Here is a 24,430-nt window from a genome sequence, read left to right on the forward strand (position 1 = left end):
TTATTTACCGTTTTTCTCGTTCAATAACAGACAGGGGTCAGGAGGGCGCGGAGTCCTCGCGGCGATGGGCCTCCACCTCGGGGACCTCCTCCCAGCGAATCCAACCCGCGCGGGCGGCGTGGCGCGCGGCCGACACGGTGTCATCCACGCAGCGCATCTGGCTGCCCGCGGCGCGGATGTCCTCGGCGATGCGCGCCAGCTCGGCATCGCGGCGCGGGTGGTGGGGCACGTTGCGGATGTAGACGCAGCGGATGCGGCCCGGGAACTCGCGGACGATGGAGCGGTAGTGCTCGGCGTCCTCCTGTCCGCTGTCTCCAATCAGGATGAACGGCAGCGTGGGCAGGGTGGTGAGCACGCCGCGAATCTTCTCGCGCTTGTGTCCATGGCCACCGCCGGGCGCGAAGCCCTGGCGAGACAGGCCCCAGTCGCGCAGCAGCAGCGGGCCCGCCGGGATGCGGTGCAGCGTGAAGAACTCGTCCAGGTGCTCGTAGAGGTTCCACGGGCTGCTGGAGACGTAGAACAGCGGGTTGCCCGCCGCGCCCGAGGTCCCCGCTTGCAGCGCCGCGTAGAAGGCGTCCACGCCGGGGAAGGGCAGGCGCACGCGGTGGTCGCTGAGGAACAGCGCGTGGGCGCGTTGGAGCAGGTCGGTGACGCCCGTGACGATGACGGTGTCGTCGATGTCGCTGATGATGCCCAGCTCCGCGCTCGGGCCCGCCACGTTCACCGGCGCGAGCACGCGCGGGACGTTCTCCGGCTCGGGAGAGAGCAGCTCCAATTCCACGTCGTGCCAGCCCGAGCGGACGCCCTCGGGAGGCGGCACCCACAGCTCGAGGAAGCCCTCCTCGTCGGTGACGCCCTCCCAGCGGTGCTCGCCCCAGCGCACCGCCACGCGCGCCCCGGGAACCTCGCGCGTCATGTAGCGCTTGTAGGAGGCCACGGCGCTGCTCCACACCGTGTGGCGCTCCTGGCGCGGGCGCACCTTCCGGTCCTCCAGCACGCGCGCCTTGATGACCACCCGCTCGTGCGAGCCATAGCCCCGGTACGGGAGGATGCGCAGCGGCGGAGCAACGCCCAGCCAACGCCGGACAGCGCGGCTCAGCGCGTCGTAGCGGGCGTCCACCTGGACGGCGAAGCGGAAGAGCAGGGGCAGCAGGTCGGCCATGAGGGGAGCGGGGCGAAGCGGGTCGGGGCCTCGGACTGTAGAGGAACTCTCCGAGCCCGGGGCGCCCGTTCACTCGTCCAGGTGCAGCTTCCGGGTCAGCTCCGCGAGCTTCTCGGGCGGCAGGTCCGTGCGCGCCAGCGCCTCGCGGAAGCCCTCCGCGCCACGCTGCACCGCGCGGTAACCACACTCGGGGAAGAACTCGGGCAGGGGAGAGTCCAGGAGGTTCCGCGGATAGTCGCGGCACATCCCGGGGCGGCTGTCATACGCGTCGCACTGGCGGCTCACCGGGTCGTAGTGCGTGCAGCGAAAGACGAGCAGGCGCATGCGCCGGTCCTCGCCCACGGGCTCGAAGCCGTTCACCCACCGGTGCCACGCGAGCACGAGCCGGCGCAGCGTGCGCACATGGAACACCGGCGCGCTCACCGGAATCACCGGCGTCTCGCAGCAGCGCCCGCAGCCGTTGCAGGCACCCGCCAGCCGATAGCGAGGCCCGCCGCGCTCGCGGCGCAGCCACCGCGTGACGCGCAGGTCGAACGCGTAGCACGCCCGAGCGATGCGCTTGAGCACCCGGCGGAGGAGGCCATCCTTCATGGCCTCCCAGCTTAGTGCGCTTCGCCGCGAGGAGCCGCCTCCGCCGAGCCACCCATGCGCGTCGCCTCGCCGCTTGGGTCGTTCCCGTAGAGGGGACGCGTCGCGCCCATGACGGCCCGCGCCACGTCCTGTATGCGGAGTTCGTGCTGGCATACTCCAGGCCCTGCCCCACGGAGCCCTCGTTGGATTGAAGGGACATGACCATGCGCCTCCCCACGTGCGCCGCACTGCTGCTCTTCCTTTCGACGTGCGCGGCGTCGGCGCCCAGTGAAAGAGAGCGCGCGCCGCAGAACCCGAGGGTCTTCAACCTCCGCCGCGCGGCCGGGCTGCCCTGGACAGATGGCGGAAGCTGCGTCGTCCGCGAGGCGGCTCAACCGTGGCCCGTGCTGGCGGAGCGCTGCTTTCACACCCTGGACCATGACCGGGTCCGCTTCAATGACCCGACGAGACGATGCGCGGTCGCTTCGGCGGAGGCCGCGGCCCCAGGCTTCGGCCTCTGTGTCTTCGCTGCACCCGAGCTCATCGCGGGCGCGGTCATCGTCGTGGGCGTGGTGGTGATAGGGGTCGCCATCCAGGAAGCGCTCGATGCGCACGCGCTGCGAGCGGGCACCACCGCGGAGACAGCGGCCGCGCCTCAGCGGCTGTCCGCCCGGCAAGCGACCTCCCCAGGTCAAACACCCAAGCCGAAGCCCTCAGGACAAGACTGGCTCCCTCCGGTACCCACCGAGCCACGGGAGCGCGAGCGTCTTCCTGAGTGCACGCCTGTGCCAGTGCCACACGCGGGCAACGATGCCTCGCACAATGCATGTGCAGACACGTTTCCACCCAACCGTTACCCCGGCATGGACGTGCTCGTGAATGGCATCCGCTTCGATGCGCTACAAGTCGGGGCGCTCGCCCTCTGGGAGATCAAGACCCATCGATTTGATACCTACAATGACTTTGTCCGTGACCATGAGATTGAGAACGAACTCAGGCAACTGCACGAAGAGCTCAACGCCGCGACTGCCTGCGGATACGACTTCGTCGTGGGCGTGAGCACCGAAGAACACAAGCGAGCGTTGCTCGATCGAGACCCCGAACTCAGGGTCGTCGCCACGAGGTGTCCGCGATGAGCACTCGAAAGAACCTCGTGGTCATCACGCAGGGCCCAGAGCTCCGGGACCATGACAGTCGCGCCCTCGCGATGGTTCACGGGCTGGAGCGAGCACTCCCGGACGTGCGCCTGGAGTGGACCGTCACCCAGGGGCGCCAACTGGCCAGGGTGCCTCAACGCGACGCATGGCTCACGGAATCAACCCGGGACGGGGGATTTCCTCTCCTGTGCAATGGGGACACGGACTACCCGGTGACGATTTCGGGTCTCCCCAAACCGGCGGGCCTCAGCCCGGGCAGACAGCCCCTGCTCGAGGTCCACGCGAAGCTGCCCCTGGACCCGACGGGAATCGCCTCAGCGGCGGCGGTGCTGGAGTCTGTAGCGGAGGGCACGCGCGCGTACTGGGGACATGCATCACCGGAGGGGTACGGCTCGGAAGTATCGGAGCAGCTCCGCCACTCGGCTCATGGGCTGGAGCATTCACTCCGTGGGCTCCCCATGCTCCAGGTGTCTCGGAATCTGCGCTCACCCGAGATTCCGCCCTACCTCGGGTGGTTGAACTACTGGTCCGCCGCTGCCGCTCGGGCCATCGGGTTCCCGGACCCGGCCCGCGATGCGGACCTGCATTCACGGGCGTGGCGCACGGCATCAGGAGGGTGGGTGGTTCCTCTCACGGATGCGCCACTCGATTACAACGACCCCTCTCACGTGGAAGCGCTCCTGAGAACCTATGAGCGCTTCCCGGAGATTGGTGGACGCGCGGCACATTGACCCCGCGGCACCGTGGCGCGGAGCATGCTCGGCCAGCGAGGAACACTCTCCCCGCAGACCCTCACCCGCTCACACGAGCGGGTGTCCGCCGTCCACGTGCAACACGGAGCCGGTGGTGAAGCTGTTCTCCATGAGGAACAGCACCGCGTGCGCCACGTCCTCCGGCGTCCCCACCCGACCCACCGGCAGGCGCCGAGCCATGGCGTCGAACCGCTCGGCCTTCGCGCTCCCCGCGAGCTTGTCCCAGATGGGCGTGTCCACCCAGCCCGGCGACACCAGGTTGACCCGCAGGGGCGCCAGCTCCACCGCCAGCGCCCGCGCGAGCCCCTCCAGCGCTCCGTTCACCGCCGCCACCAAGGCGCCCCTCGGCGCGGGCCGCTGCGCCGCGATGCCGCCCGTCAACGTGAACGAGCCTCCCACCTCGATGTGCTTCACCGCGTGCTTGGCCAACAACAGCGACGACGTGAACTTCGAGTCGATGAAACTCCGCGCGCCCGCGAGGTCCAGCTCGCGCACCGGCTGGTAGGCTCGCGTCACATCCGCCGCCGTGGTGACCAGATGACGGAAGGAGCCCACGCGGGCGAAGAGGCGCTCCACGTCCTCCTCCCGCGTGATGTCCGCCTCGCATGCTTGAATGCCCTTCGCCTCGCCGCCCAGCTCCGCCACCCCGGCGTCCAGCTTCGTCCGCGAGCGCCCCACGATGACCGCCTGCCCGCCTCGGCGCAGCACCTCCCGCGCCACCCCGAGCCCGATGCCCGAACCGCCTCCGACAATGACCACTTTCATGTGCCACCTCCCGCCTGGGGCCTCGCGCTGACTCCTCCGCGCGGGCCTGATAGATGCGGGCACCGTTCCATGGCGCGCGTGTGCGCCGGAAACGGGAAGTTCCGTTCACCCCCATCGGCGTTTCCGAAGGAAGGGTCGTGAAGCTCAGACAGTTGGAGACGTTCCGCACCGTCGCTCGCACGCTCAACTTCCGCCGCGCGGCCGAGCAACTCCACTACGCCCAGTCCAGCATCACCGAGCAGATTCAAGGACTGGAGTCCGACCTGGACGTGGCCCTGTTCGACCGGACCGGCCGCGTGCTGCGCCTCACCGAGGCCGGCGCCCGCCTGCTGTCCTACGCGGACCAGATGCTGGCGCTCGCCGAGGAGGCGCGCACCGCGCTCCAGGAGCACGACTCCGAGCTCTCGGGGACGCTGACCATCTGGGCCCCGGAGACCCTCTGCGCCCGGCGCCTGCCCGGGCTGCTCACCGCCTTCCACGCCCACCACCCGCGCGTCCGCCTGGTGGTCAGCCCCAAGGGCCGCGCCGAGATCCTCCAGGGCCTGCGCGGCCAGGAGATAGACCTGGGCATCTTCCTGGGCGAGGTGCCCTCGGGCATCGCGGTCCACTGCGAGCAGCTCGCCACCGAGCCCCTGTGCCTCGTGGCCCCGCCCGGCCACGCGCTCACCCAGCGCGACCGCGTGCTCGCGGACGACCTGCGGCCCTGGCCCTTCATCTCCACCGAGCAGGGCTGCGCCTACCGCGACCTCTTCGAGCGCGCCTGGACCGAGGTGGAGGGGAAGCCCGCCGTGGTCGCGGAGATGGGCAGCGTCACCGCCGTCGCGCGGTGCGTGGCCTCGGGCATGGGGCTCGCCGTGCTGCCCCACGTCGCGGTGAGCGACGAGGTGTCCCGCGGCGAATTGGTGCCCCTGCCCTGGCCGTCGCTGGCGGCCGCGGGCATCTGGTTCGCGTGGAGCGGACGGCGGTTGTCCCCCGCCGCCGCCGCGTTCCTGCGCACCGTGCGCGAGGAGCCCTGGGACCGCGCCGCCTGAGCGCGCGCGGCGTCAGTCTCGCCGGCCCAGCGTGCGATCGAGGTTGTACGCCGCGCTGATGAGCGACAGGTGCGTCAGCGCCTGCGGGAAGTTGCCGAGCGCCTCGCCTGACGGGCCCGTCTGCTCGGCGTACAGCCCCACGTGGTTGGCATAGCCGAGCATCCGCTCGAAGGTGAGCCGCGCCTCTTCCAGCAGGTCCGGCCGCGCCACGCTCGCGCGCGTCATCGCCTCCACCAACCAGAAGCTGCAGAGGTTGAAGGTGCCCTCGCGACCGGCAATCCCATCCAACGTCGCGTCCACGTCGTAGCGGTACACCAGACCGTCCGACACCAAGCCGCCCTCGGACGGCGGGCGGCGCATGGCATCCAGCGTGGAGATCATCCGAGGGTCCACCGGCGAGGAGAAGAACACGAGCGGCATGAGCAGGTTCGCCGCGTCCAGCGAGTCCCGGCCGTACGCCTGGATGAAGGCCTGGCGACTCGAGCTCCAGCCGTTGGCCATGATGTCCTCGAAGATGGCGTCGCGCACGGCCAGCCAGCGCGGCCGAGGCGCGGGGAAGCTGCGCTTGTCCGCCAGGCGGATGGCCCGGTCCACCGCCACCCAGCACATCAGCTTCGAGTACACGAAGTGCCGCCGCCCGCCGCGCACCTCCCAGATGCCCTCGTCCGGCTGCTGCCAGTGGTCACACACCCAATCCACCAGCCGCCGCAGGTGCCTCCAGAAGTCATACGAGATGGGCGCGGCGTACTTGTTGGAGAGGTACACCGAGTCCATCAGCTCGCCGTAGATGTCGAGCTGGAGTTGATCCGCCGCCGCGTTGCCGATGCGCACGGGCTGCGCGCCGCCGTAGCCGCACAGATGAGACAGCTCCTCCTCGTCCGGCACCTGGCTGCCATTCACGGCGAACATCAGCGGCAGCGGCCCGTCCCCGTGCTCCGCGCAGCGAGACTCCACCCAGTGCATGAAGGCGGCGGCCTCCTGCCGGAAGCCGATGCGGATGAACGCGTAGATGGTGAAGGCCGCGTCGCGCAGCCAGCAGAAGCGGTAGTCCCAGTTGCGCGTGCCGCCGGGGAACTCGGGGAGGCTGCACGTGGGCGCGGCCACGATGGCCCCCGAGGGCGCGTACGTCATCAGCTTCAGCGCCAGCGCCGAGCGCTGCACCGTCTCGCGCCAGCGCCCCGTGTACTGACAGCCCGCGAGCCAGTGCCGCCAGTAGAGCACCGTGTCGCGGAAGAGATGCTCGGAGGACTCGTGGTCATGCACCTGGTGCTCGCAGGACGCGGAGGCCCCCTCGCGCAAGGTGAAGACCGCGGACTGGTTCGCCTTCAAGACGAAGCGCGCCACCAACCCGTCGCCCTCGCGCGCCATGGGCACGGAGCCCGTGAGCGTCATCCGCAGCGCGTCCGACACGAAGGTGGCCCCGCCGGGGATGAGCTGCGTCTGGTGCGCCGTGCGGCCGTAGTTGAACGCGGGGAAGCACTCCATCGCGAAGGACATCTCGCCGCGCACCACGCGCACGCGCCGGAGCACCACGCGGCCCTCGTCCTCCGCGCTGCTGCCCATGGGCATGAAGTCGATGGTCTCCGCCACGCCGTCCGGCGAGTAGAAGCGCGTCACCAGCACGTTCGTGTCGGGCCAATAGAACTGCTTGTTGTGCACGCCGTCCGGCGCGGGGGCGATGCGCCAGTATCCGCCTCGCTCCGGATCCAACAGCGCCGCGAAGAGGCTGGGACTGTCGAAGTGGGGGAAGCACAACCAGTCGATGGTGCCCTCGGTCCCCACCAGCGCCACCGTCCGCAGGTCTCCGATGATGCCGTGATTCTCGATGGGCACCGACTTGCGTGCCCGCCCTCCGTCCGTGGGACTCACCGCGCGGCCTCCTGGAAGGAGATGACGTGCTTGATGCCGCCCAGCCGTCCCTCCACCACCTGGGAGAATGCTTCCGGTGGGTGCCGCGCGGTGATGAGCCGCTCCAGCCCGCCTGGCCACCGGGCACGGAAGCGCTCCAGGTTCTCCAGCGCGCGCGTGAAGTCCTCACTGCCGGCGTTCACCGTGCCCAGCACCACCTGGTTCCACAGCACGAGCTGACGCAGCACCTCCTCGCCCGCCAGGTGCAGGTGCTCCTTGCGGCCAGGCACGCCCGTGAAGATGAGCACGCCGTTGGGCCCCAGGGCGCGCAGCGTGTCGAAGGCCACGGTGCTGGAGCCCGTGGCCTCGTAGATCACGTCCACGGGCCCCGCCTTCGCCTTGAGCTCCTCCACCGTGACCTGCTGGGAGGAGAGGTACGGGGCGCCCACTGCCTCGGCCGCCGAGGCCTTCACGTTGGGCGGCGGGCTGCGCGAGTACACCGTGGTCGCGTAGCCCAGGCCCATCAGCGCCATCGCGCCGAGCTGCCCCACCGGCCCCGCCCCCAGCACCACCGCGTTCCCAGGCGCCTGCTTGTAGGGCAGCCGCGCCTGGATGCGCGCCGCCTCGCGCAGGGCCTTCTCCGCGATGGTGAGCGGCTCGGTGAGCACCGCCACGTCGCGCAGCGAGTCCTCGGCGCGGTGCAGGTACATCATGTCCTCGACGAAGAACTCGGCGCAGAAGCCGTGCGCGCCTTGGATGCCGCGCTCGGTGTAGTCGCCGGTGACGCAGAAGTCCGGGTGCTCGTAGCAACACGCGGGGCAGTGCGCGTGCGGACACGGCCGGCGCACCCGAGGCACCACCAGGTCCCCGGGGCGGAAGTCGCGCACGTGCGCACCCACCTCCACCACCTGCCCCAGGCACTCATGCCCCAGCACGAGGTGGCTCTCGCCCGGGGGCGGCGCGCCGTGCAGCCCTTGGAGGATGTCCTTGTCGGTGCCGCACACGCCCACCTCCAGCGTGCGCACGCGGACCTCGGTGGGGGAGTGGAGCCGAGGCTCCGGAGCATCGATGACGCGAACCTCGCGCGAGGGGTAGGCGATGGCGACGGCCTTCATCCACGGACTCCGGGCAGGCGTGTGAAAGGGCCCAGTCGATGCCCGAAGCCCCCAGCGCATGCACCGCCCCCGCGGGCCGAGGGCCCGGTGGTGAACACGCTCGCGCGCGCGGGTGCCCAGGGGTCAACGCCAAAAGCGCTGCCGTCGCCCCGCGCTCGGGTCTATAGACAGGCCCGTGAGTCCCTCGGTCCCCGCCCGCTCGCCGTCGTACACACCCTCGCGACCCAGCCGCGCCACGGCCATTGGCGCGGGGGCCTTCCTGCTGCTCGCCCTGCCCTTCCTGGTGCTGGGCCTGTGGCTGATGGATGGGAAGTCTCGCGTGGAGCTGCGCTGCGAGCCCTCGGGGGGGCCGTGCGTCCTGTCCCGCGCCGGCTGGCTCACCCGCGAGGAGGTGGGGCGCTATCCGCGCGAGGCCCTCCAAGGCGTGAAGCTGGACCGGACGCGCAGCGCTCGCCGCGCCCGTCAGCCCATCTTCCGCCCCGTGTTGGAGACCACCTCCGGCCCCCAGCCGCTGGCCTCGCAGTGGCTGGAGGATGAGGCCGAGGCGCTGCGGTTCGTGGACGCGGCGCGCGCGTACCTCGCCTCGCCCACGCCCTCGGCCGAGGGAATCGTGCGCGATGACCGCCGCCCCAACCTGCGCGTGGGCGGCGCCTTCACGGGCGTGGGGCTGGTGCTGCTGGGCGTCTGTGGTTGGTTGCTCGCGCGCACCCGCGCCCATCGGCGCGCGGAGGCCCGAGCGCCCTGAGTCTCGGGGTGGACCGCGACGCGCGCCACGTCCCCGTGCTACCCCGTGGCCATGTCCGCTCCCCACCCCGCCCCTCCGACTCCGGCCGCAGCGCCGCCCTCCGAGCCGCGCGCTGGCGCCGCGTTCACCTGGCGCTCGGAGAGCGAGGAGCCCGCGCCCACCCGGCTGGCCCCGGTGGATGACCGCCTGCGCGCGGACACGGCGCTCAAGCGGGTGCGGCGCGGCGAGTTCCTCCTGTACCAGGGGGACTTCCACAACGCCCGGCAGCTCCTCGGCGCGCTGGGGCGCCGCCTCCCTCAGCCGCCTGCCGCGCGCACCCCGCTGGAGGCCTTCCGCGCGGAGCGCAGGGCGCGCCAGCTCGAGCACGACACGCTCTCCCGCATCGTCGTCGCGCTCGACCGCGGCTACCGCCTCGCCCTCGCTCGCGCGCCGGACGTGGCGAGCGCGTGCCGTCAGGTCTGGGGCGAGCCCGAGACGGACACCACCGTCGTCCCCCTCAAGCAGCTGTTGGGCATGCTCGGCGCGGCGGAGTGGCGCCGCAAGGGACTGGCCGTGCCCGGGCTCTCCGGTCTGCTGCACCCGCACTACGGCGTCTACCTGCCCACGCGCACCGACTACGTGGAGTTGCTGCTCGCGCTGCCCGCGCCGAAGGGGCTGCGTGTGTTCGACGTGGGCACCGGCACGGGCGTCCTCTCCCTCCTGCTGCTCCAGCGCGGCGCGGCCTCCGCCGTGGCCACGGACTGCGACAGCCGCGCGGTGGCCTGCGCCCGCGAGAACGCGGAGCGCCTGGGGCTCGCCCAGCGCTTCCAGGTGGCCCAGGCCGACCTCTTCCCTCCCGGTCAGGCGGACCGGGTGGTGTGCAACCCTCCGTGGATCCCCGAGCCGCCCAAGAACCGGGTGGACCGCGCCGTCTTCGACGAGGACAGCCAGTTCCTCCGGCGCTTCCTGGAGGGGCTCCCGGACGCGCTCGCGCCCGGCGGCGAGGGGCTGCTCCTGCTGTCGGACCTCGCCGTGCTGCTCGGCCTGCGCCCGCCCGGCTGGCTCGCCGAGGAGTTCGCGCGGTGTGGGCTGGTGGTGAAGGCGAGCCACTCCACCCCGGCGCGCCACGGCAAGGCGAAGGACCGCGAGGACCCGCTGCACGCCGCGCGCTCGCGCGAGGTCACCACGCTCTACCGCCTGGTGCCCGAGCCAACGCGGCGCCGCCCGCCCGGCTGACCGCCCCCGCGTGACAGCGCGGTGGGGCGTGCCCAGCTTGAACCCGATGGTCCGCGCCCTGCTCGCCCGCTGGAAGAAATGGCGGAGTTCGCTGCGTCTGCTCCAGCCGGCGCACGTGGACCCCGGTCGCGCCAAGATTTCCATTGCCCAGCTCGGTCATCGCTACGCCAACAAGGTGGTGGCGCTCCACGACGTGAACCTCAACGTCCGGACCGGCGAGTTCGTCTGCCTGCTCGGCCCCTCGGGCTGCGGGAAGTCCACGCTGCTCTTCGCCCTGGCGGGCCACGTGGAGCCCACCGGCGGCACCGTCTCCATCGACGGGAAGCGCATCCACGGCCCCGGGCCGGACCGCCTGCTCATGTTCCAGGAGGCGGCGCTGTTCCCCTGGCTCACCGTGCGCGGCAACATCACCTTCGCCCTGGCCGCGCGAGGCATCCCGCGCGACGAGCGCCGCGCCCGCGCGGACACCTTCATCCGCCGCGTGCAGCTCACCGGCTTCGAGGACTCGCTGCCGCACCAGCTCTCCGGCGGCATGAAGATGCGCGCCAGCCTGGCCCGCGCGCTCGCGGTGGACCCCGCCGTGCTCCTGATGGACGAGCCCTTCGGCTCGCTCGACGCCCAGACGCGCGTGCACATGCAGGAGCTGCTGCAATCCATCTGGATGCGCACCGCGAAGACCATCGTCTTCGTCACCCACGACGTGCAGGAGGCGCTGATGCTGGGCACGCGCGTGGTGCTGATGGCGCCTCGGCCGGGGCGCGTGGTTCGCGACCTGGAGGTGCACCTGCCCATGCCTCGTTCGATGGAGGACGCCCGGCTGACGGAGATGGCGCGCCACGTCCGCCGGCTCCTTCGCCACTTCGAGGTCCCTGACTCCGAGCACCCCACGCCCCCGCCCCGCCGCGCCCTGCCCGCGCGCGGGCTGCTGCGCCCCAGTCCCCTCCCGTCAAGGTGAGCGCCATGAAGAAATGGGCACAGAAGCTGGGCATGGTGGCGCTGCTGCTGGCCCTCTGGGAGGGCCTGTCGCGCTCGGGCATCTGGTCGCCCCACCTCTTCCCCGGCCCCATGAAGGTCGCGGAGAGCCTGGTGGCCATGGCCAAGGATGGACGGCTGGGCTCGGCCACGCTGCGCTCGCTGGGGCGGTTGAGCCGCGCGTATCTCCTGTCCGTGTCCATTGGCGTTCCCCTGGGGCTGCTCACCGCGCGGGTGGCGTTCTTCCGCAACGCGGTGAAGCCCGTGGTGATGGGGCTGCAGGCCCTGCCCTCCATCTGCTGGCTGCCGCTGGCGCTCTTGTGGTTCGGGCTGACGGACGCGGCCATCCTCTTCGTGGTGGTGATGGGCAGCGTGCTGAGCATCGCCATCGCCACGGAGGACGCGGTCAACGGGTTGGATCCGCAGCTGGCGCGCGTGGCCAGCACGTTGGGCGTGCGCGGCCCGCGCTTCTACTTCGGCGTGCTGCTGCCCGGCGCGCTGCCCGGCATCGTCACGGGCCTCAAGCTCGGCTGGAGCTTCGCGTGGCGCGCGCTCCTCGCGGGCGAGCTGCTCTTCGTCTCGGGCGGCCTGGGCCAGCTGCTCACCATGGGCCGCGAGCTGATGGACGTGCCGCAGGTGATGGCGGTCATGGTGGCCATCATCGTCATTGGCATCGCGGTGGACCGCGTCCTCTTCCAGACAGTGGAGACGCGGCTGCGGCGGCGCTGGGGCCTCACCGCCACGGTGTGAGCCGCCCAACGCTCGGGTGCGGCGGGCGTTGAAAACAACCCGAGCCCATCGCCACGTTGGCGGCGTATGCGCCTGCTTCGCTCCTCTTCGCGCCCGCTGCTCCTGTTGTGCCTCGCCGTGGTGTCACTCGCGGGCTGCAAGCGCGAGTCATCCCCGTCCGGCGCCGACTCGCCGCTGCGCCTGGGCTTCTTCCCCAACATCACCCACGGTCAGGCGTTGGTGGGGGACGCCGAGGGCGTCTTCGCCGCGCAGCCGGGCGTGGGCCGGCTGGAGGTGATGCAGTTCAACGCGGGCCCCGCCGCCATGGAGGCGCTGGTGGGCGGCTCGCTGGACGTCTCGTACGTGGGGCCCGGTCCCGCCATCAACACGTACCTCAAGGCGGGCAAGGACCTGCGCATCATCGCGGGCGCGGTGAACGGCGGCGCGGTGCTGGTGGTGAAGTCCGTCCGGACGCCCGCCGAGCTGAAGGGCAAGAAGCTGGCCACTCCGCAGCTCGGCAACACGCAGGACATCGCGCTGAGGCATTGGCTGAAGGCCCAGGGGCTGAGCATCTCCGCGGACCAGGGCGGCGACGTGCAGGTGGTGCCCATCAGCAACGCGGACATCCTGGGCCAGTACCTGCGCGGCGCCATCGAGGGCGCGTGGGTGCCGGAGCCCTGGGGCGCGCGCATGCTGGCCGAGGGAGGGGGCCACATCCTGGTGAACGAGAAGGACCTGTGGCCCGACGGGCGCTTCCCCACCACCGTGCTGGTGACGACGCGCAAGATGATGGAGACGCAGCGCCCGCGGCTGCTCGCGCTCGTTCGCGCGCACGTGCAGCTGACCGAGCGCTGGAAGGCGAACCCCACCGCGTTCGCCATCTCCGTCAACTCGGCCTTCGGTCGCATCACCCACAAGCCGCTGGCGACGCCCGTGCTGCAGAATGCCTTCTCCCGGCTCCAGCCCAGCCTGGACCCGGTGCCTTCGGCGCTGAAGGAGTCCGCGCGCCACGCCCACGAGCTGGGCTTCATTCCCAGCGATGACATCGAGGGGCTGGTGGACCTGAGCCTGCTTGACGAGGTGCGTGGCGCGGCGAAGCCTTGAGCCTGCTCACCGGGAGTTCTGCACCTCACCCGCCAGGGAGAGGGCCACGTTGTCCGTCTTGTTCTCCACCTGGTAGACGGCCACCACCTCCTGTCCCTTGTCCGGCTGCTTCTTCATCTGCAGCGCGCTGAGGTCCAGCGGAACCACCACGCCCTCGCGGTCCACGAAGAGCGTCTGGCCCTGCTGGTCCACCACGCGCCCGGAGATGCGCTTCATGCGCGCCTCGTCCGGGCGGATGGGGCGCGAGTGGATCCCCGCCCCACTGGTGGGCCCGAAGTCCACCTCGGGAATCGCGCCCGCGCGGTTGCTGGGGGCCTCGCCCACGTTGTCGTTGCCGGACTCGTTGGTCATTCCGCGCTGCGTGGAGGAGATGGGGTCATGGGCTCCCGCGGCCAGGGGAAGCATCAACAGCGACAGCGAGGGCGCGGCCAGGGCCACCTTGCGCCATCGTCGGGAAATTCTGCGGGTCGTCATCACACGCTCCGGCGTCAGGGGGGTTCGTCACCCCGTCTCACTTCACGCCAAAGCTAGGCCCGGTCCGAAAGCACGACCCCGTCCAGGCGCTCGTGCGAATCCCGGACGGAAAGCGTGGCACGCGGCTGTTCATCAGGGACGTCATCTTGCGAAGAGAGAAGGAAGAGAGAGCGCCCGCGCGCATCGGAACGCAGTAGGGTGGGCCGCGCGAGCCCGGCCACCGCCGACGCATTCCCCGGGCCTCCTCAATTTCGCCGCCCCCGCGCGGCATCACGGCATCGAGGCCCCCTTTGGACGGACGCACCGAGCACCGCATCGCGCTATTCCTCGACTTCGAAAACCTCGTCACCAACACCGGCATCAGCGCGGGCAGCTTCGACCTGCAGCCCTCGCTCGACCGGCTGCTGGAGAAGGGGAAGGTCGTCTTCCGTCGCGCCTACTGCGACTGGTCCCGCTTCTCCGAGGCCAAGGCGCGGCTGCACGACGTGGGCGTCGAGTTGGTGGACGTGCCTCCCTCCACGCGCGCCGGGAAGAACGGCGCGGACATGCGCCTGGTCATCGACGCGCTGGAGCTGTGCTACGCGCGCGAGCAGATCGACACCTTCGTCATCGCCTCCGGTGACAGCGACTTCTGCCCGCTCGCGTACAAGCTGCGCGAGAACGGCCGCACCGTCATCGGGCTCGCGGTGAAGGAGTCCAGCTCCCGGCTCTTCGTCAGCGCGTGCGACGAGTTCATCTACCTGCGCCCCAAGCAGAGCCGCGGCGACAAGGAGAAGGAGAAGGAGAAGGAGAAAGAGAAGGGCGGAGGCCGGCACGCCGAGGAGCGCGGCGAGAAGGGCAAGCGCGGCCGTCACGGCCACGAGGCCAAGGGCAACGGCAAGGCCGAGGCCGCGCAGGGCAGCGCGAGCCGCTCGAAGTCCGAGGTGCCCGCCATCGCTCGCGAGGTGGTGCAGAGCCTGCTGGCCCGCGCGACGGGCTCGCTCAATCCCTCGCTCATCAAGGAAGCCATCGTCCGCAAGGAGCCGGACTTCGACGAGCGCGACCACGGCTTCTCCACCTTCACGCGCCTGTTGGCCGCCATGGAGCAGGAGGGCCTGTTGCGCCGCATCCAGCAGGGCCGCCAGTGGTACGTGGTGGGGCCCGACACGGACGTGGCGCCCGCGCAGTCCGGCAAGACCCGAGGCGCCCCCGCGCGCGCCGTGCCCCAGGATGAGCCCGACGACGAGCTGGAGTCCTATCCGGATCCCGACGACGAGGGCCTGTAGTCCGCGTCAGCCCGCGCGCGGGGTGGTGGACTCGAACAGGTGCTCGAGGAACTCGGGCAGCAGGCGCGCGGACATCACCCACAGCTTGCCCTCGCCCAGGTCCGCGAGCGCCGCGCGCTCCACGTACTCCACGCACTCGGCCTCCACATAGTGGACGAACACCTTGCGGCCCCGCGCGCGGTACCAGTCCGCCGCGCGGGACAGCAGGGCCATGAACGCGTCCTGGACCTCCGGCAGCGCGTCGTCCTCCAGGGACACCAGCCGCACGCCGTCCAGCACGTTGAAGAGGTTGAGGCCGGGCTGCGCCGTCTCCACCACGGCCAGCGCCACGGGCCGCCCCGCGTGCCGCGCCACCATCAGCTCCCGCTCGCGCCCCAGGCCCGCGTTGTCCCAGTCGCGCCGGGTGACCTCCAGGTCGAAGCGCTCCGGCACCAGGTCCAGGGCCTCGCGGTACGCCTCGGGCCGCGTGCTGGCCACGTGCTCGAAGAAGCGCGCGCGCTCCTCCTCGGTGGGCGCGCCCACGTCGATTCCCACCGGCACCACCCAGGCCGCGTTCACCTCGGCCTCCATCAGCCGGAAGGGCACCAGGCACGTCTGGCCCGTCTGCTGGTACCACGTGGCGAACTCGAACTTCGTGTAGCGCACCCAGCGCACGTTCGCCTCGCAGAAGGCGAAGAACCACTTCACCTCCGGGTCCACCTGCGTGGGCTCGTAGCCGCGCAGGTAGATGTCGCGCAGCGCCTCGCGCGCGGTGGTGCGCAGGCCCGCGGGGGGATGCCGCGCGAGCTGGTGCGCCATCCAGCTTCCCGCGTACGGCTTCACCACGGAGAGCGTCGCCTCGGCCACGCCGGCCTCCGCGGGCCTCACCACGCGGTAGCCCAGGTCGGGCCGCTCGGCGAGCTTGTCCTGCGTCTCGCTGAACTTCTCGCGCAGCCCCACGAAGTCCGAGGGCTGTTTGCCCGGCAGCCGGAAGTAACCCGAGTGCTCGAACAGCTTCCACGTGGCGGAGTTCCAGTCGCCCGCCGCCTCCGTGCTCGGGTGCATCTGCACCTCCACCAGCGCCCGCCACGCCCGCGCGCCCTCGTTGTCCAGGGGCCGCACGGACAAGCCGCACCGCCTGCCGGACGCCATGCTGGAGATGTTGCGCACCTCCGCGCGCAGCCGCACCGGCGCGCGACCATCCAGCGACACCTCCACCACCGGCAGCTTCAGCCCCGGGTACATCAAGTCCTCGCCCGGCTCGGTGAGGAAGGACAGGCCCTCATACGAGACATCCAGCAGCGCGCGGCGCACGTGCACCTGCGGCCAGAGCGGATGGTCGAAGCCCAGCACGCACGTGGGACTGGCCAGCGTGCGCCTCAGCCAGCGGTGGCGAAAGCGCACCAGTTCCTTGGGCGTGGGCATCACCACCAGCCCGCTCTCCTCGCGCCACTCGCGCACCGGCATGTGCACCACGCTGCTGTAGCCAAACACCTCCAGCGAGAAGGACCGGCGCGGCACCTCGCCGTGGAAGCGCCAGAGGATCTTCCCGTCCAGCGCGTCGAACGCGGCCGCGGTGATGTCCACGCGGTGGCCGTCTTCCGTGCGCGCCACGCCGCGCGCCTGCCGCGCCGCCAGGGCCTCACAGATGCGCGCCACGCGGTCCGCCCGGTCGATTCGCTCGCGCCACACGGGCCGCGTCTCGGGCGTCAGCAGGAGCCCATGGTCCCGCAGCGACTCCAGCACCCCCACGATGCGCCGCCCCGCATCCAGCGGAGGGGCCACGAAGCGCAGGCTCACCTCCGGCCGCGCATCGTGTACGCCCATCACCTCCGCCTCCAGCAGCGTGGCCCACCGCTCGCCATGGCCCACCACCACGGAGGCCGGCTGTCCCGGACGTGGCACCGCACGGGACTCCAGCCGGAGCGTCAGGTGCTCCAGTGAGAGCTGCACCAGACGCCCGGGCGAGTCCCCCCCGCCGAACGACGCCACTGCGTTGAGTTCCGTCCCGACCCGGTAACCGAGGAGGGATTCGCGGCTGGGCATCCCGTCCAACGTGTCGACGTGCATGGGGGCTCCGTGGGGTGCGTGGTGACTCTTAAGACTTCATGGCGGAAGGATTCTTTTCCCCGGTTTCAGGCACTCCAGGGAACACAAGTTCACACAGAGTGGACACGATTCACCACGACTGCATTGAGACCTGCGTACATGCGTCTTTCCGCTACGTTTCGAGTGTCACGGATTGGCCGCTTGGCCCCCCGGACTTCCTACTCATGGACAGCGGAGTTCCAGAAACGTCACAGAGTCGCTCCCCTTCCACCTCGGGTCTCCGCCCACCCGCCCACGCCCTCACCCGCGACGCGATGCGCGGTGCGCGACACTGAAACAGGGGTGACGAGCGCGGCGAGCGTCCCTCGCTCCGGGCGCCGCTCCCCCAGCGGCGTCCTCTATATAAGGCACGCATGCACGCGAGCGCATGGCGCGCGGCGAGGCGCGTACCGCGTCCACGGGGAACAGTTCGCCCGTCCCGAGGACGGGTCCACTGTGTCTGGCAGTGAAGACCTGGGAGGGAGGGCAATGCCTACCCACCTGGGACATTGGATGTCCAAACCCGGCGAGCCGTGAAGTGGTGAACACTTCGGGTGGGATGACTCGCCGCGCGCGGCGCGTTATTCCGGGCGCGATGCCGCTCTCCACCCTCTGCCTCCGCTGTGGCCTGTGCTGTGACGGGACCCTTTTCACCACCGTCGCGGTGCGCCCCTCCGAGGTGGAGCCCCTGCGCCAGCGGGGCGTGCCGCTCGTCGAGCGGGCTGACGGCTCCCCGGCCCTCGCGCAGCACTGCGCCGCGCTGGAGGGTCGCCACTGCACCGTGTACGCGGAGCGCCCCGAGAGCTGCCGCCGCTATCGCTGCCACCTGCTGAGCGCGCTCGCGGAGGGTGAGGTGTCACTCGACGAGGCGCTCGGGGTGGTGGACCAGACCCACGCGCTCGTGGACGCGGTGGCCCGCGCGCTCCCCCCGCCGCGGCCCGGCGAGCCGCGCGCGGTGATGCAGCGCGCGCGGCAGGCGGGACGCGCACCCGGCACCTCCGCGCTGTCCCCAGAAGCGCAGGAGGCGCGCGATCGCGCGGACGCCTTCCTCGTCCGTCACTTCCAGGGGCGCTTCGGCCACGGCGGCTGACGTCACTCCGCCAGCGCCAGCTCCACGCGGCCGAGCGGCTCGTCCGTGGACACCACCTTCACCTTCACCGGCATGCCCACGGTGAACGTGCGCGACTTGCCCACCAGGGAGATTTCGCGCGCGTCCGGACGGTAGGGCCCTTGGGGCAGTCCGTCCGCGGGCACCATGCCCTCCACCAGCATGCCGTCCAACTGCACCACCATGCCGAACGGCTTCACGCGCACCACGCGCGCGGGGAACTGCTGGCCCAGGCGGCTCGCCATCCACCGCGCCTCCAGGGCGTGGTGTCTATCGGTCTCGGCGCGCGCCGCCGCGCGGGCCCGCTGGTTGATGTGCTGCGCGAGTTGCTCCAGCGCGGGGTCCTCATGCACGAAGTCGCGCTGGCCGCGCAGGTAGCGCTTGAGCGTCCGGTGCACCGCGAGGTCCGCGTACCGGCGGATGGGCGACGTGAAGTGCAGGTACAGCGGCGCCGCGAGCCCGAAGTGCCGGCCCGGCTTCACCGTGTAGTACGAGTAGCCCAGCGAGCGGCGCAGCACCGAGCGCAGCGCGGCCTCCGCCTGGGAGCCGGCAATCTGCCGGTCGAACGCGGCCAGGGCCAGCGGCGTCAGCTCCGCGCCGAACCCCGCCGCGAAGCCCGAGTGCAGCGCGAAGGCGTTGAGGTCACTCACCCGCTGCGGATCCGGCTGCTCGTGCACGCGGTACACCGTGGGCGAGCCGCGCGTCATGAGCCACACGGCGATGGCCTCGTTCGCCGCCACCATGAAGCGCTCGATCATCGCGTGCGCGGAGGTGGGCGGCTCGCTCTTCAGTCCAGACACCGCGCCCGTGGCCACGTCGAACGTGAAGCGCGCCTCCTCGCGCGCCAGCTCCATCCCGCCGCGGGCCGCGCGCGCCACCGCCAATCTCGCCGCCGCCAACCGGAACCAGGGCATCACGTCGCGCACCGGGGCCATGGGCTCGGAGACCTCACCTGAGTCCAGGAAGGCGGCCACCTCGTCGTAGTTCAGCCGCGCCCAGGAGCGGATGAGGCTCTCGTACACGTCCGCGGCGGTGACGCGGCCATCCGGGTCGATGCGCAGCTCCACCGTGAGGCAGCGCCGCTCCTCGTGAGGCACCAGGCTCAGCCAGTGCGCGGACAGCGTCTCCGGCAGCATCGGCAGGACGCGGCCCGCCAGGTACACGCTCGTGGCGCGCGCTCGCGCCTCGGTGTCCAGCGCCGAGCCCTCCGTCACGTACTCGCTCACGTCCGCGATGGACACCAGCAGGCGCAGCGCCCCATCCGGGCCGGCGGGCAACACGGAGATGGCATCGTCGATGTCGCGGGTGGACGGCGCGTCCACCGTGACGGTGGGGATGGCGCGCAGGTCGCGGCGCGGGCCCAGGGCGTGGGGCTGGGTGTGCGCGCGCTGGGCCTCCTCCTCGACCTCGGGGGAGAAGTCGCGGCGCAGGCCGTGCCGCACAATCACTCGCTCCAACGAGCGGTCCTCACCCGGCGCAACCTTGTAGCGCAGCGTCACCTTGCCGTCGGCGATGCGCGCCACCACCGCGTCGCCGGACTGCACCTCGGCGCCGTCGGTCTCCAGGAGCCAATCCGAGTTGGCCACCTCGCGGTCGATGCGCAGGTACGCCGCGCCCTTGCGCAGCACCACCTCACCATAGACGTCCGTGCGCGTGCGCTCGACGAGCGACAGGCCGCTCGCGGTCCATCGCCCATCCGCGCCCGCGGTCGCCGTGGCGGACACGACATCGCCGGCGAACAGGACGTTGAGCTCCGGCGGCGGGATGAAGGCGGACAGCACCTCCGCGGAGTCAGGAAGGTTCACGGTGAGGAAGCCGAAGCCGCGGGGATGCACGTCGACGCGGCCCGTGACGGCGCGCGTGGAACCGGAAGGAATCTCCATGGGCTCCCTTCCTAGCGCAGAACACGGGCCCTTCGTCACCGCTCCCCTCACTGGAAGCCGGGGGGCCTGCCCTCCGTCGAGGCCTTGAGGCTCGCGTTGGGGTTCAGCTCGAAGACGAGCCCGAACTGCCAGAGGTTCACGCGCTCGAGGAACAGGATGTTGTAGTAGTCCTGTCCGTGCACGTAGCGCGCGAAGAGGCCGAAGCCCGCGCCCCAGCGAGGGTTCGCGGCCACCTCCAACGCCAGCGTGGCGCCCTGCCGAGGCGTCTCTCCGTAGGGGCATGAGAGCAGGGCCTCCGCGCGGAAGCGGTGCTGGTGCCACATGCGCTCGCCCACCCACGACAGGCCCCAGTGCCCGTTGCCATAGACGGCGCGCTGCTCGCCGGAGATGCCGCCCGGGCCCACGGCGGCGTTGAACTCCCAATAGGCACGGCCCCCCAGGAGCCACGCGTTGTCGAGGTTCGGCGACACGTCCATGGCCAGCAGGGCCCACAACTCCAAACGCAGGAGGTTGGTGGAGAAGCTGCCGGTGAGTTCGTTGAGCGGGAGCTGTCCCTCCTCGGGTGTGCAGTGGGGATCCGTCCCCGTCTGGTTGCCGTAGAAGCAACCATCCTGTCCGTTGGAGTAGTGGCCGATGATGACGTGGCTCGCGAGCGCCAGGCCCCGCGTGGGCGCGTTCTCGCCAGAGGAACCGGGCAACAGCCGCAGGTGCGCCACCTGGAAGGTGAGCTTGGGAAGGAAGGACGGCGGGATGACGGGGCTGCTGTCCGTGCTCAGCATCCGCAGGCGGATGGCGGGGGTGAGCACGAGGGACAGGAAGTACTCGCCGCCCTTGCCGCGAAAGTCTCCGTAATGAAGCTGGGGCAGGAAGAGGTTGGGGGCAATCCAAGACTCGAACAGCAGCGGCGTGGGTGACTCGGGGTCTCCCGCGCGGTGAATCTTGCTGGGCGAGACGAAGAGGTAGCTGCGGTCCATGAAGAGGGTCGCGGGCGCGTCGTATTCCACCTCCCATCCGGAGCCCCACGCCGGGCTCGCGCCGCACACGGCGAGCACCAGCCCGATGCCATGGGCCCACGCGCGCCATGTCTTGCTTGGACTCGAAGGGCCCATCGAGCCCCCTATAGACCGCGGCCTCGCGGGGCTCTCGGTGAACGGCGCGTGCCCGTTCGAAACTGAGAAGCCTCCGTGAATTCTCGCACGCCCTGGCGTCGGAGGATTCGGTTCACTGGCGGGCAGATGGCCGCGTCGCGCTCGACAGTGCGCGAGGGCTCGTGATGGCTTCCGCGCATGGTCCATCCATCGCGACAGGTCGACCTCGTGCTTCAAGGTTCTCTGGAGGATGTGGTTCAGGCGGAGGACGCCGTGCGAGGCCTCTGCGAGGACTCGGGCTATGGCAGACACTCCTTTGGGATGTGTCTGGCCGTCAGCGAGTGCGTCATCAATGCCATCCGCCATGGCAATGCCTTTGACCCGGGCAAGCAGGTCCACCTGAGCATGACGCTGGCGGGCTCGCGGCTGACGGTGCGCGTGGCGGATGAGGGCAAGGGCTTCACGCCCGAGGCAAGCTCCTTCCAGGACGCGGGGCGAGGCGTGCTGCTCATGAAGACGCTGATGGACGATGTCGCCTTCGCGTTCCGGGGCGGCGCGGGCTTCGAGGTCCAGATGTACAAGGATCTCGCGGCGTAGCGGAGTGCCTGCCCTCCTCCGGATGACGGCGCCGTGCTTTGCGTACCCCCTGGGGACCTGGGCTATGTCGGGTCTACCGGAACGCGGTTCGCTCGGAGCACATGCATGCATCAAGTCAGTCTGGGGGCCGTGAAGTTCGCGGAGGGGTTCGACTTCGCCTTCCCCACCACCTGCTGCGCCAACTGCGGCACGCGCGAGGCGTTGCGCCAGCAGCCCCAAGACACGCGCAAGTCCACGTACCTCCTGGTGGGAGGAACCGAGCTGACCTTCAAGCTGCCCCTGACTGTCTGCGTGGACTGCGAGCCCTCCCTGAAGCGCCGGCCGCTGACCCTGGCGAACAAGGTTCTGATTGGGCTCATGGTCTCAGCGGCGATCGCGACCGGCATCCTCATCTTCGCGGACTCAGGGAACCTGGAGATGCCCTTCCTCGCGGACAACCTGCTCCTCATCTCGCTGCTCGCGGGCGGAGGGCTCAGCGCGTTGTACTTCCTGCGCCATCGGCCTCAGCCTCGGCAGAGCAGCTATTACCAGCCGGTGTTGATTCAGCGGTTGAACCGCCGCTTCCTCGACGGCGCCATCGAGGGCATCGTCTTCGCGTTCACCCACCCGGCCTACCAGGAGGCCTTCGAGCAGCTCAACCGCGCCGCGGTGCAAGCAGGCTTCGTGAAGGCCGTGGCCAGCTCCACGGGGCGCGTCCCCTCCTCCGCGTAACGCGCGCCTCGATGGCCGCGCAGCCCTAATGAGCGTATCGCTCGTCGGGCTGCGTGACCGGATCGAATGAAACCCCCAGGTTCCCGACCCGTTCGAGCGCGTCCTTGATGTCCTCCGACACGATGAACGCCACCTTGAACTTCTTCAGCCGGAAGACTTGAGCACCCTCGGTCTTCGCTGGGTCGATTCGCAGTCCGTAGATCCAGTTGTACTCCCCTGCGAACTCAGGGGGGTGACTGTCCTTGTCATAGTGGTGCACCTCGCTGCACCGTGCCTCGTCGATGGCATCAATCACCTTGGTTGCATTGACGACGAAGTACGGTTCGGACTCCCCGGCGATAGTCATCGGGAGCAACTGCACATCATCTGACGCCAAGGTCCTGAAGACGTGAGCGACCGCCTCACTGACGATGGGGGCTTGCTCTATCCCAGAGAGTACGAAACTGCGCCGTGTACCCCGGTGCGCAACTTCGGCCTGCATCGGACCGAGAGCTGGAAGCATGCGGCCGTCCGCGAACATCCATGGTTCGTCGAATGTCCCACCGGCCGCTGGCCCCGGCGTTCTAAGAACCCATTGAGGCACGCCCGCGATTCCTACCCAATAGAAGTGACGTCCCATCCTGCCTCTCCTACTTCACAATGAGACTGCGCAACTCGGAGCCCCGCGTCAGAAGGTCATTGGCAATCTTGGCCAGTTCATTCATCAAACTGGACCGACACGTCTCCGTGGATCTACAGCGCGACACCGCTTGTTCCAGACGAAGCACCACCTTCTCGTGGTACTCCTCTGGGTGCGGTCCTTTGTGCCCATCAATTCGCACCTTGTTCGCGACATCTTCGAGGCTCATCCCCGCCTTCTTGAAGACGTCCTCGCATCTCGGAGTCCATGGGCCACCCGTCGCACTGGAGATGAGGTTCTTGTCCGTGCAGATGTGATGAACCGGCCCCTCCTCATCTCCAGGGATTCGCCCCTCCGAGTACATCGCGAGGGCCGCCACAGCGCCCGGAGCCAGCACCACATTCAGCACGCCCGCGGCCGGCATGGCGATGGACGCCACCCCGCCATTCATGGCCGCTCCCAGTTGGAAGCCCGCCTCGGCCTGCGCTCGAAGCGCGGCCTGGGAGAAGCCGGGGAGCCTCGGGCCCTGGGATGCCATCGCGCTCTTGCCACCCAAGGCGGCCATGACGACCAGCACGAGGACTCGCGTCCCGTTCGTCCCCAGCACCTTTCCAAACCGATGCCCGATGTCCTGCAACGCGATGACGCTCGTGGCCTTCTCCGCGTCGTCCCACAGGCGCACGAAGCCTCGGCCCATCTCCCAGACCGGCACGATGCCCAGATAGGCCACCATCGCCGCCGTCAAGGCCACCGCGATGACCTTGGTGACAGGCTCGGGCAAGGCCATCGTCAGGAGCACGGTCAGCGCGGCAGAGGTCACCATGGCCTTGAGCACCGTGGGGTTCAGCGCCTTCCCAACCTCCACTTCGACGCTCTCCCAGACGGTATCGAGCGCGAAGGATAGCGCCATCAACGTCCGGTCCTTGCGCGAGAACGTCAGCCCCGTCCCGCTCACCAGGGTCAAACACTCGTCACCGTCTGGGCAGATGCGCGAGGACAGCGACTCCAGAGACGCCCCAGCCCCTGAATCCGCGACTCCCTTCGAAGAGGCGAGCAACGTCCTGGAACGCACCCAGCCTTGCTGGTCCACCGCATCGGCTTCGCGGAACGCAACCTCCATCCGCAGGTCGAGGATGAGCCGAGTGAGGGTCGACTTGAACTCCGCTTCACTCACTTCGACCGGATCGACTTCCACGGACTCGTGGACCAACTGCCTGCCGTCTCCAACGTCAACGTGGACGACACGGGCCGTCGCACACGCGCTCATGAAGAGCGATAACGCGACCAAGCCAACCCATCGCATGCATCCCCCCGACGCAGCGCAGTCCTCAAGCCACGTTCACAAACATCCTCCTTCTTGGTTCATCCACCCTCAACACGACGCCTCCGCGCGCCCTCTACAGGGTTTGATAGACAACGCTCGGGTAACGGCGGCCTCCCACCGCCACGCCCT

23 protein-coding genes are annotated in these 24,430 nt (G+C 70.1%); 12 read left to right on the forward strand and 11 right to left on the reverse strand.

Features of this window, described 5'->3' with window-relative positions; translation table 11 throughout:
* Window positions 1-37 precede the first annotated feature (37 nt).
* Window positions 38-1,162: an App1 family protein gene (locus KRR26_RS16260; protein WP_217080261.1), complete on the reverse strand. Its 1,125-nt coding sequence runs from the start codon at window positions 1,160-1,162 to the stop codon at window positions 38-40.
* 69 nt (window positions 1,163-1,231) lie between these two features.
* Window positions 1,232-1,753, reverse strand: a complete 522-nt coding sequence (locus KRR26_RS16265; protein ID WP_158611490.1) for a YkgJ family cysteine cluster protein — start codon at window positions 1,751-1,753, stop codon at window positions 1,232-1,234.
* Window positions 1,754-2,136: 383 nt separating this feature from the next.
* Here KRR26_RS16265 and KRR26_RS16270 point away from each other — a divergent pair, with 383 nt between their 5' ends.
* Complete coding sequence (locus tag KRR26_RS16270) at window positions 2,137-2,868, forward strand: DUF6310 domain-containing protein (protein ID WP_328707151.1); 732 nt, start codon at window positions 2,137-2,139, stop codon at window positions 2,866-2,868.
* Window positions 2,865-3,620, forward strand: a complete 756-nt coding sequence (locus tag KRR26_RS16275) for a DUF5953 family protein (protein ID WP_217080262.1) — start codon at window positions 2,865-2,867, stop codon at window positions 3,618-3,620. Before KRR26_RS16270 ends, KRR26_RS16275 begins: the two co-directional genes overlap by 4 nt.
* A 69-nt stretch (window positions 3,621-3,689) precedes the next feature.
* Here KRR26_RS16275 and KRR26_RS16280 read toward each other — a convergent pair whose 3' ends face one another.
* Window positions 3,690-4,406 carry an SDR family oxidoreductase gene (locus KRR26_RS16280; RefSeq protein WP_217080263.1) on the reverse strand — a complete coding sequence of 239 codons (717 nt, stop codon included), beginning with the start codon at window positions 4,404-4,406 and terminating at the stop codon, window positions 3,690-3,692.
* Between the two features lie 137 nt (window positions 4,407-4,543).
* On the opposite strand from KRR26_RS16280, the gene KRR26_RS16285 reads away from it, so the two are divergent.
* Entirely contained in the window at window positions 4,544-5,437 is an 894-nt protein-coding gene (locus tag KRR26_RS16285; RefSeq protein WP_158611489.1) for a LysR family transcriptional regulator, read from the forward strand.
* Between the two features lie 12 nt (window positions 5,438-5,449).
* On the opposite strand, the gene KRR26_RS16290 is transcribed toward KRR26_RS16285, so the two are convergent.
* Both KRR26_RS16290 and KRR26_RS16295 read right to left on the reverse strand, forming a co-directional pair.
* On the reverse strand, window positions 5,450-7,306 hold the full coding sequence (locus tag KRR26_RS16290) for a glycoside hydrolase family 15 protein (protein ID WP_328707152.1): 1,857 nt from the start codon (window positions 7,304-7,306) through the stop codon (window positions 5,450-5,452).
* Window positions 7,303-8,400, reverse strand: a complete 1,098-nt coding sequence (locus tag KRR26_RS16295; RefSeq protein WP_120206627.1) for a glucose 1-dehydrogenase — start codon at window positions 8,398-8,400, stop codon at window positions 7,303-7,305. Before KRR26_RS16295 ends, KRR26_RS16290 begins: the two co-directional genes overlap by 4 nt.
* Window positions 8,401-8,575: 175 nt before the next feature.
* Between KRR26_RS16295 and KRR26_RS16300 the strand changes: the two genes are divergently transcribed.
* From KRR26_RS16300 to KRR26_RS16320, 5 genes are all read left to right on the forward strand, one after another.
* On the forward strand, window positions 8,576-9,145 hold the full coding sequence (locus KRR26_RS16300; RefSeq protein WP_120206626.1) for a hypothetical protein: 570 nt from the start codon (window positions 8,576-8,578) through the stop codon (window positions 9,143-9,145).
* A gap of 51 nt (window positions 9,146-9,196) precedes the next feature.
* Window positions 9,197-10,360 carry a 50S ribosomal protein L11 methyltransferase gene (locus tag KRR26_RS16305; protein WP_120206625.1) on the forward strand — a complete coding sequence of 388 codons (1,164 nt, stop codon included), beginning with the start codon at window positions 9,197-9,199 and terminating at the stop codon, window positions 10,358-10,360.
* Window positions 10,361-10,406: 46 nt separating this feature from the next.
* The gene (locus KRR26_RS16310) at window positions 10,407-11,315 is read left to right on the forward strand and encodes an ABC transporter ATP-binding protein (RefSeq protein WP_120206624.1); all 909 of its coding nucleotides are present in this window, start codon (window positions 10,407-10,409) and stop codon (window positions 11,313-11,315) included.
* 5 nt (window positions 11,316-11,320) lie between these two features.
* Window positions 11,321-12,082 (forward strand): ABC transporter permease, encoded by a 762-nt coding sequence (locus KRR26_RS16315; RefSeq protein ID WP_120206623.1) that lies wholly within the window; start codon window positions 11,321-11,323, stop codon window positions 12,080-12,082.
* 66 nt (window positions 12,083-12,148) lie between these two features.
* The gene (locus tag KRR26_RS16320) at window positions 12,149-13,165 is read left to right on the forward strand and encodes an ABC transporter substrate-binding protein (RefSeq protein ID WP_217080264.1); all 1,017 of its coding nucleotides are present in this window, start codon (window positions 12,149-12,151) and stop codon (window positions 13,163-13,165) included.
* A 6-nt stretch (window positions 13,166-13,171) separates the two neighbouring features.
* On the opposite strand, the gene KRR26_RS16325 is transcribed toward KRR26_RS16320, so the two are convergent.
* On the reverse strand, window positions 13,172-13,639 hold the full coding sequence (locus KRR26_RS16325; protein ID WP_233577013.1) for a hypothetical protein: 468 nt from the start codon (window positions 13,637-13,639) through the stop codon (window positions 13,172-13,174).
* Between the two features lie 290 nt (window positions 13,640-13,929).
* Between KRR26_RS16325 and KRR26_RS16330 the strand changes: the two genes are divergently transcribed.
* The gene (locus KRR26_RS16330) at window positions 13,930-14,904 is read left to right on the forward strand and encodes an NYN domain-containing protein (protein WP_217080265.1); all 975 of its coding nucleotides are present in this window, start codon (window positions 13,930-13,932) and stop codon (window positions 14,902-14,904) included.
* 6 nt (window positions 14,905-14,910) lie between these two features.
* Here KRR26_RS16330 and KRR26_RS16335 read toward each other — a convergent pair whose 3' ends face one another.
* Window positions 14,911-16,953 (reverse strand): PilZ domain-containing protein, encoded by a 2,043-nt coding sequence (locus tag KRR26_RS16335; protein ID WP_217080266.1) that lies wholly within the window; start codon window positions 16,951-16,953, stop codon window positions 14,911-14,913.
* A 577-nt stretch (window positions 16,954-17,530) separates the two neighbouring features.
* Here KRR26_RS16335 and KRR26_RS16340 point away from each other — a divergent pair.
* A complete protein-coding gene (locus tag KRR26_RS16340) occupies window positions 17,531-18,061 on the forward strand; it encodes a YkgJ family cysteine cluster protein (protein ID WP_328707153.1) in 531 nt (176 codons plus the stop codon).
* A gap of 2 nt (window positions 18,062-18,063) precedes the next feature.
* Here KRR26_RS16340 and KRR26_RS16345 read toward each other — a convergent pair whose 3' ends face one another.
* Both KRR26_RS16345 and KRR26_RS16350 read right to left on the reverse strand, forming a co-directional pair.
* The gene (locus tag KRR26_RS16345) at window positions 18,064-19,962 is read right to left on the reverse strand and encodes a ribonuclease R family protein (protein WP_120206618.1); all 1,899 of its coding nucleotides are present in this window, start codon (window positions 19,960-19,962) and stop codon (window positions 18,064-18,066) included.
* 47 nt (window positions 19,963-20,009) lie between these two features.
* A complete protein-coding gene (locus KRR26_RS16350; protein WP_236068682.1) occupies window positions 20,010-21,071 on the reverse strand; it encodes a hypothetical protein in 1,062 nt (353 codons plus the stop codon).
* A 207-nt stretch (window positions 21,072-21,278) separates the two neighbouring features.
* Here KRR26_RS16350 and KRR26_RS16355 point away from each other — a divergent pair, with 207 nt between their 5' ends.
* The gene (locus tag KRR26_RS16355) at window positions 21,279-21,647 is read left to right on the forward strand and encodes an ATP-binding protein (protein ID WP_217080267.1); all 369 of its coding nucleotides are present in this window, start codon (window positions 21,279-21,281) and stop codon (window positions 21,645-21,647) included.
* A 105-nt stretch (window positions 21,648-21,752) separates the two neighbouring features.
* Window positions 21,753-22,358: a hypothetical protein gene (locus tag KRR26_RS16360; RefSeq protein ID WP_217080268.1), complete on the forward strand. Its 606-nt coding sequence runs from the start codon at window positions 21,753-21,755 to the stop codon at window positions 22,356-22,358.
* A gap of 25 nt (window positions 22,359-22,383) precedes the next feature.
* On the opposite strand, the gene KRR26_RS16365 is transcribed toward KRR26_RS16360, so the two are convergent.
* Window positions 22,384-22,878 (reverse strand): imm11 family protein, encoded by a 495-nt coding sequence (locus KRR26_RS16365; RefSeq protein WP_236068683.1) that lies wholly within the window; start codon window positions 22,876-22,878, stop codon window positions 22,384-22,386.
* Window positions 22,879-22,987: 109 nt separating this feature from the next.
* Window positions 22,988-24,280: an AHH domain-containing protein gene (locus tag KRR26_RS16370; RefSeq protein ID WP_120206615.1), complete on the reverse strand. Its 1,293-nt coding sequence runs from the start codon at window positions 24,278-24,280 to the stop codon at window positions 22,988-22,990.
* Window positions 24,281-24,430 lie beyond the last annotated feature (150 nt).

Source organism: Citreicoccus inhibens (genome assembly GCF_019039035.1).
GTDB classification, from domain to species: Bacteria; Myxococcota; Myxococcia; order Myxococcales; family Myxococcaceae; genus Citreicoccus; species Citreicoccus inhibens.

Excerpts from the sequence above, each read along its gene's own strand:
- KRR26_RS16320 (WP_217080264.1), top strand. The coding sequence starts at position 12,149 with ATGCGCCTGCTTCGCTCCTCTTCGCGCCCGCTGCTCCTGTTGTGCCTC.
- KRR26_RS16310 (WP_120206624.1), top strand. The coding sequence starts at position 10,407 with ATGGTCCGCGCCCTGCTCGCCCGCTGGAAGAAATGGCGGAGTTCGCTG.
- KRR26_RS16360 (WP_217080268.1), top strand. The coding sequence starts at position 21,753 with ATGCATCAAGTCAGTCTGGGGGCCGTGAAGTTCGCGGAGGGGTTCGAC.
- KRR26_RS16315 (WP_120206623.1), top strand. The coding sequence starts at position 11,321 with ATGAAGAAATGGGCACAGAAGCTGGGCATGGTGGCGCTGCTGCTGGCC.
- KRR26_RS16345 (WP_120206618.1), bottom strand. The coding sequence starts at position 19,962 with ATGGAGATTCCTTCCGGTTCCACGCGCGCCGTCACGGGCCGCGTCGAC.
- KRR26_RS16280 (WP_217080263.1), bottom strand. The coding sequence starts at position 4,406 with ATGAAAGTGGTCATTGTCGGAGGCGGTTCGGGCATCGGGCTCGGGGTG.
- KRR26_RS16325 (WP_233577013.1), bottom strand. The coding sequence starts at position 13,639 with ATGACGACCCGCAGAATTTCCCGACGATGGCGCAAGGTGGCCCTGGCC.
- KRR26_RS16305 (WP_120206625.1), top strand. The coding sequence starts at position 9,197 with ATGTCCGCTCCCCACCCCGCCCCTCCGACTCCGGCCGCAGCGCCGCCC.
- KRR26_RS16350 (WP_236068682.1), bottom strand. The coding sequence starts at position 21,071 with ATGGGCCCTTCGAGTCCAAGCAAGACATGGCGCGCGTGGGCCCATGGC.
- KRR26_RS16340 (WP_328707153.1), top strand. The coding sequence starts at position 17,531 with ATGACTCGCCGCGCGCGGCGCGTTATTCCGGGCGCGATGCCGCTCTCC.
- KRR26_RS16335 (WP_217080266.1), bottom strand. The coding sequence starts at position 16,953 with ATGCACGTCGACACGTTGGACGGGATGCCCAGCCGCGAATCCCTCCTC.
- KRR26_RS16370 (WP_120206615.1), bottom strand. The coding sequence starts at position 24,280 with ATGCGATGGGTTGGCTTGGTCGCGTTATCGCTCTTCATGAGCGCGTGT.
- KRR26_RS16275 (WP_217080262.1), top strand. The coding sequence starts at position 2,865 with ATGAGCACTCGAAAGAACCTCGTGGTCATCACGCAGGGCCCAGAGCTC.
- KRR26_RS16365 (WP_236068683.1), bottom strand. The coding sequence starts at position 22,878 with ATGTTCGCGGACGGCCGCATGCTTCCAGCTCTCGGTCCGATGCAGGCC.
- KRR26_RS16265 (WP_158611490.1), bottom strand. The coding sequence starts at position 1,753 with ATGAAGGATGGCCTCCTCCGCCGGGTGCTCAAGCGCATCGCTCGGGCG.
- KRR26_RS16260 (WP_217080261.1), bottom strand. The coding sequence starts at position 1,162 with ATGGCCGACCTGCTGCCCCTGCTCTTCCGCTTCGCCGTCCAGGTGGAC.
- KRR26_RS16295 (WP_120206627.1), bottom strand. The coding sequence starts at position 8,400 with ATGAAGGCCGTCGCCATCGCCTACCCCTCGCGCGAGGTTCGCGTCATC.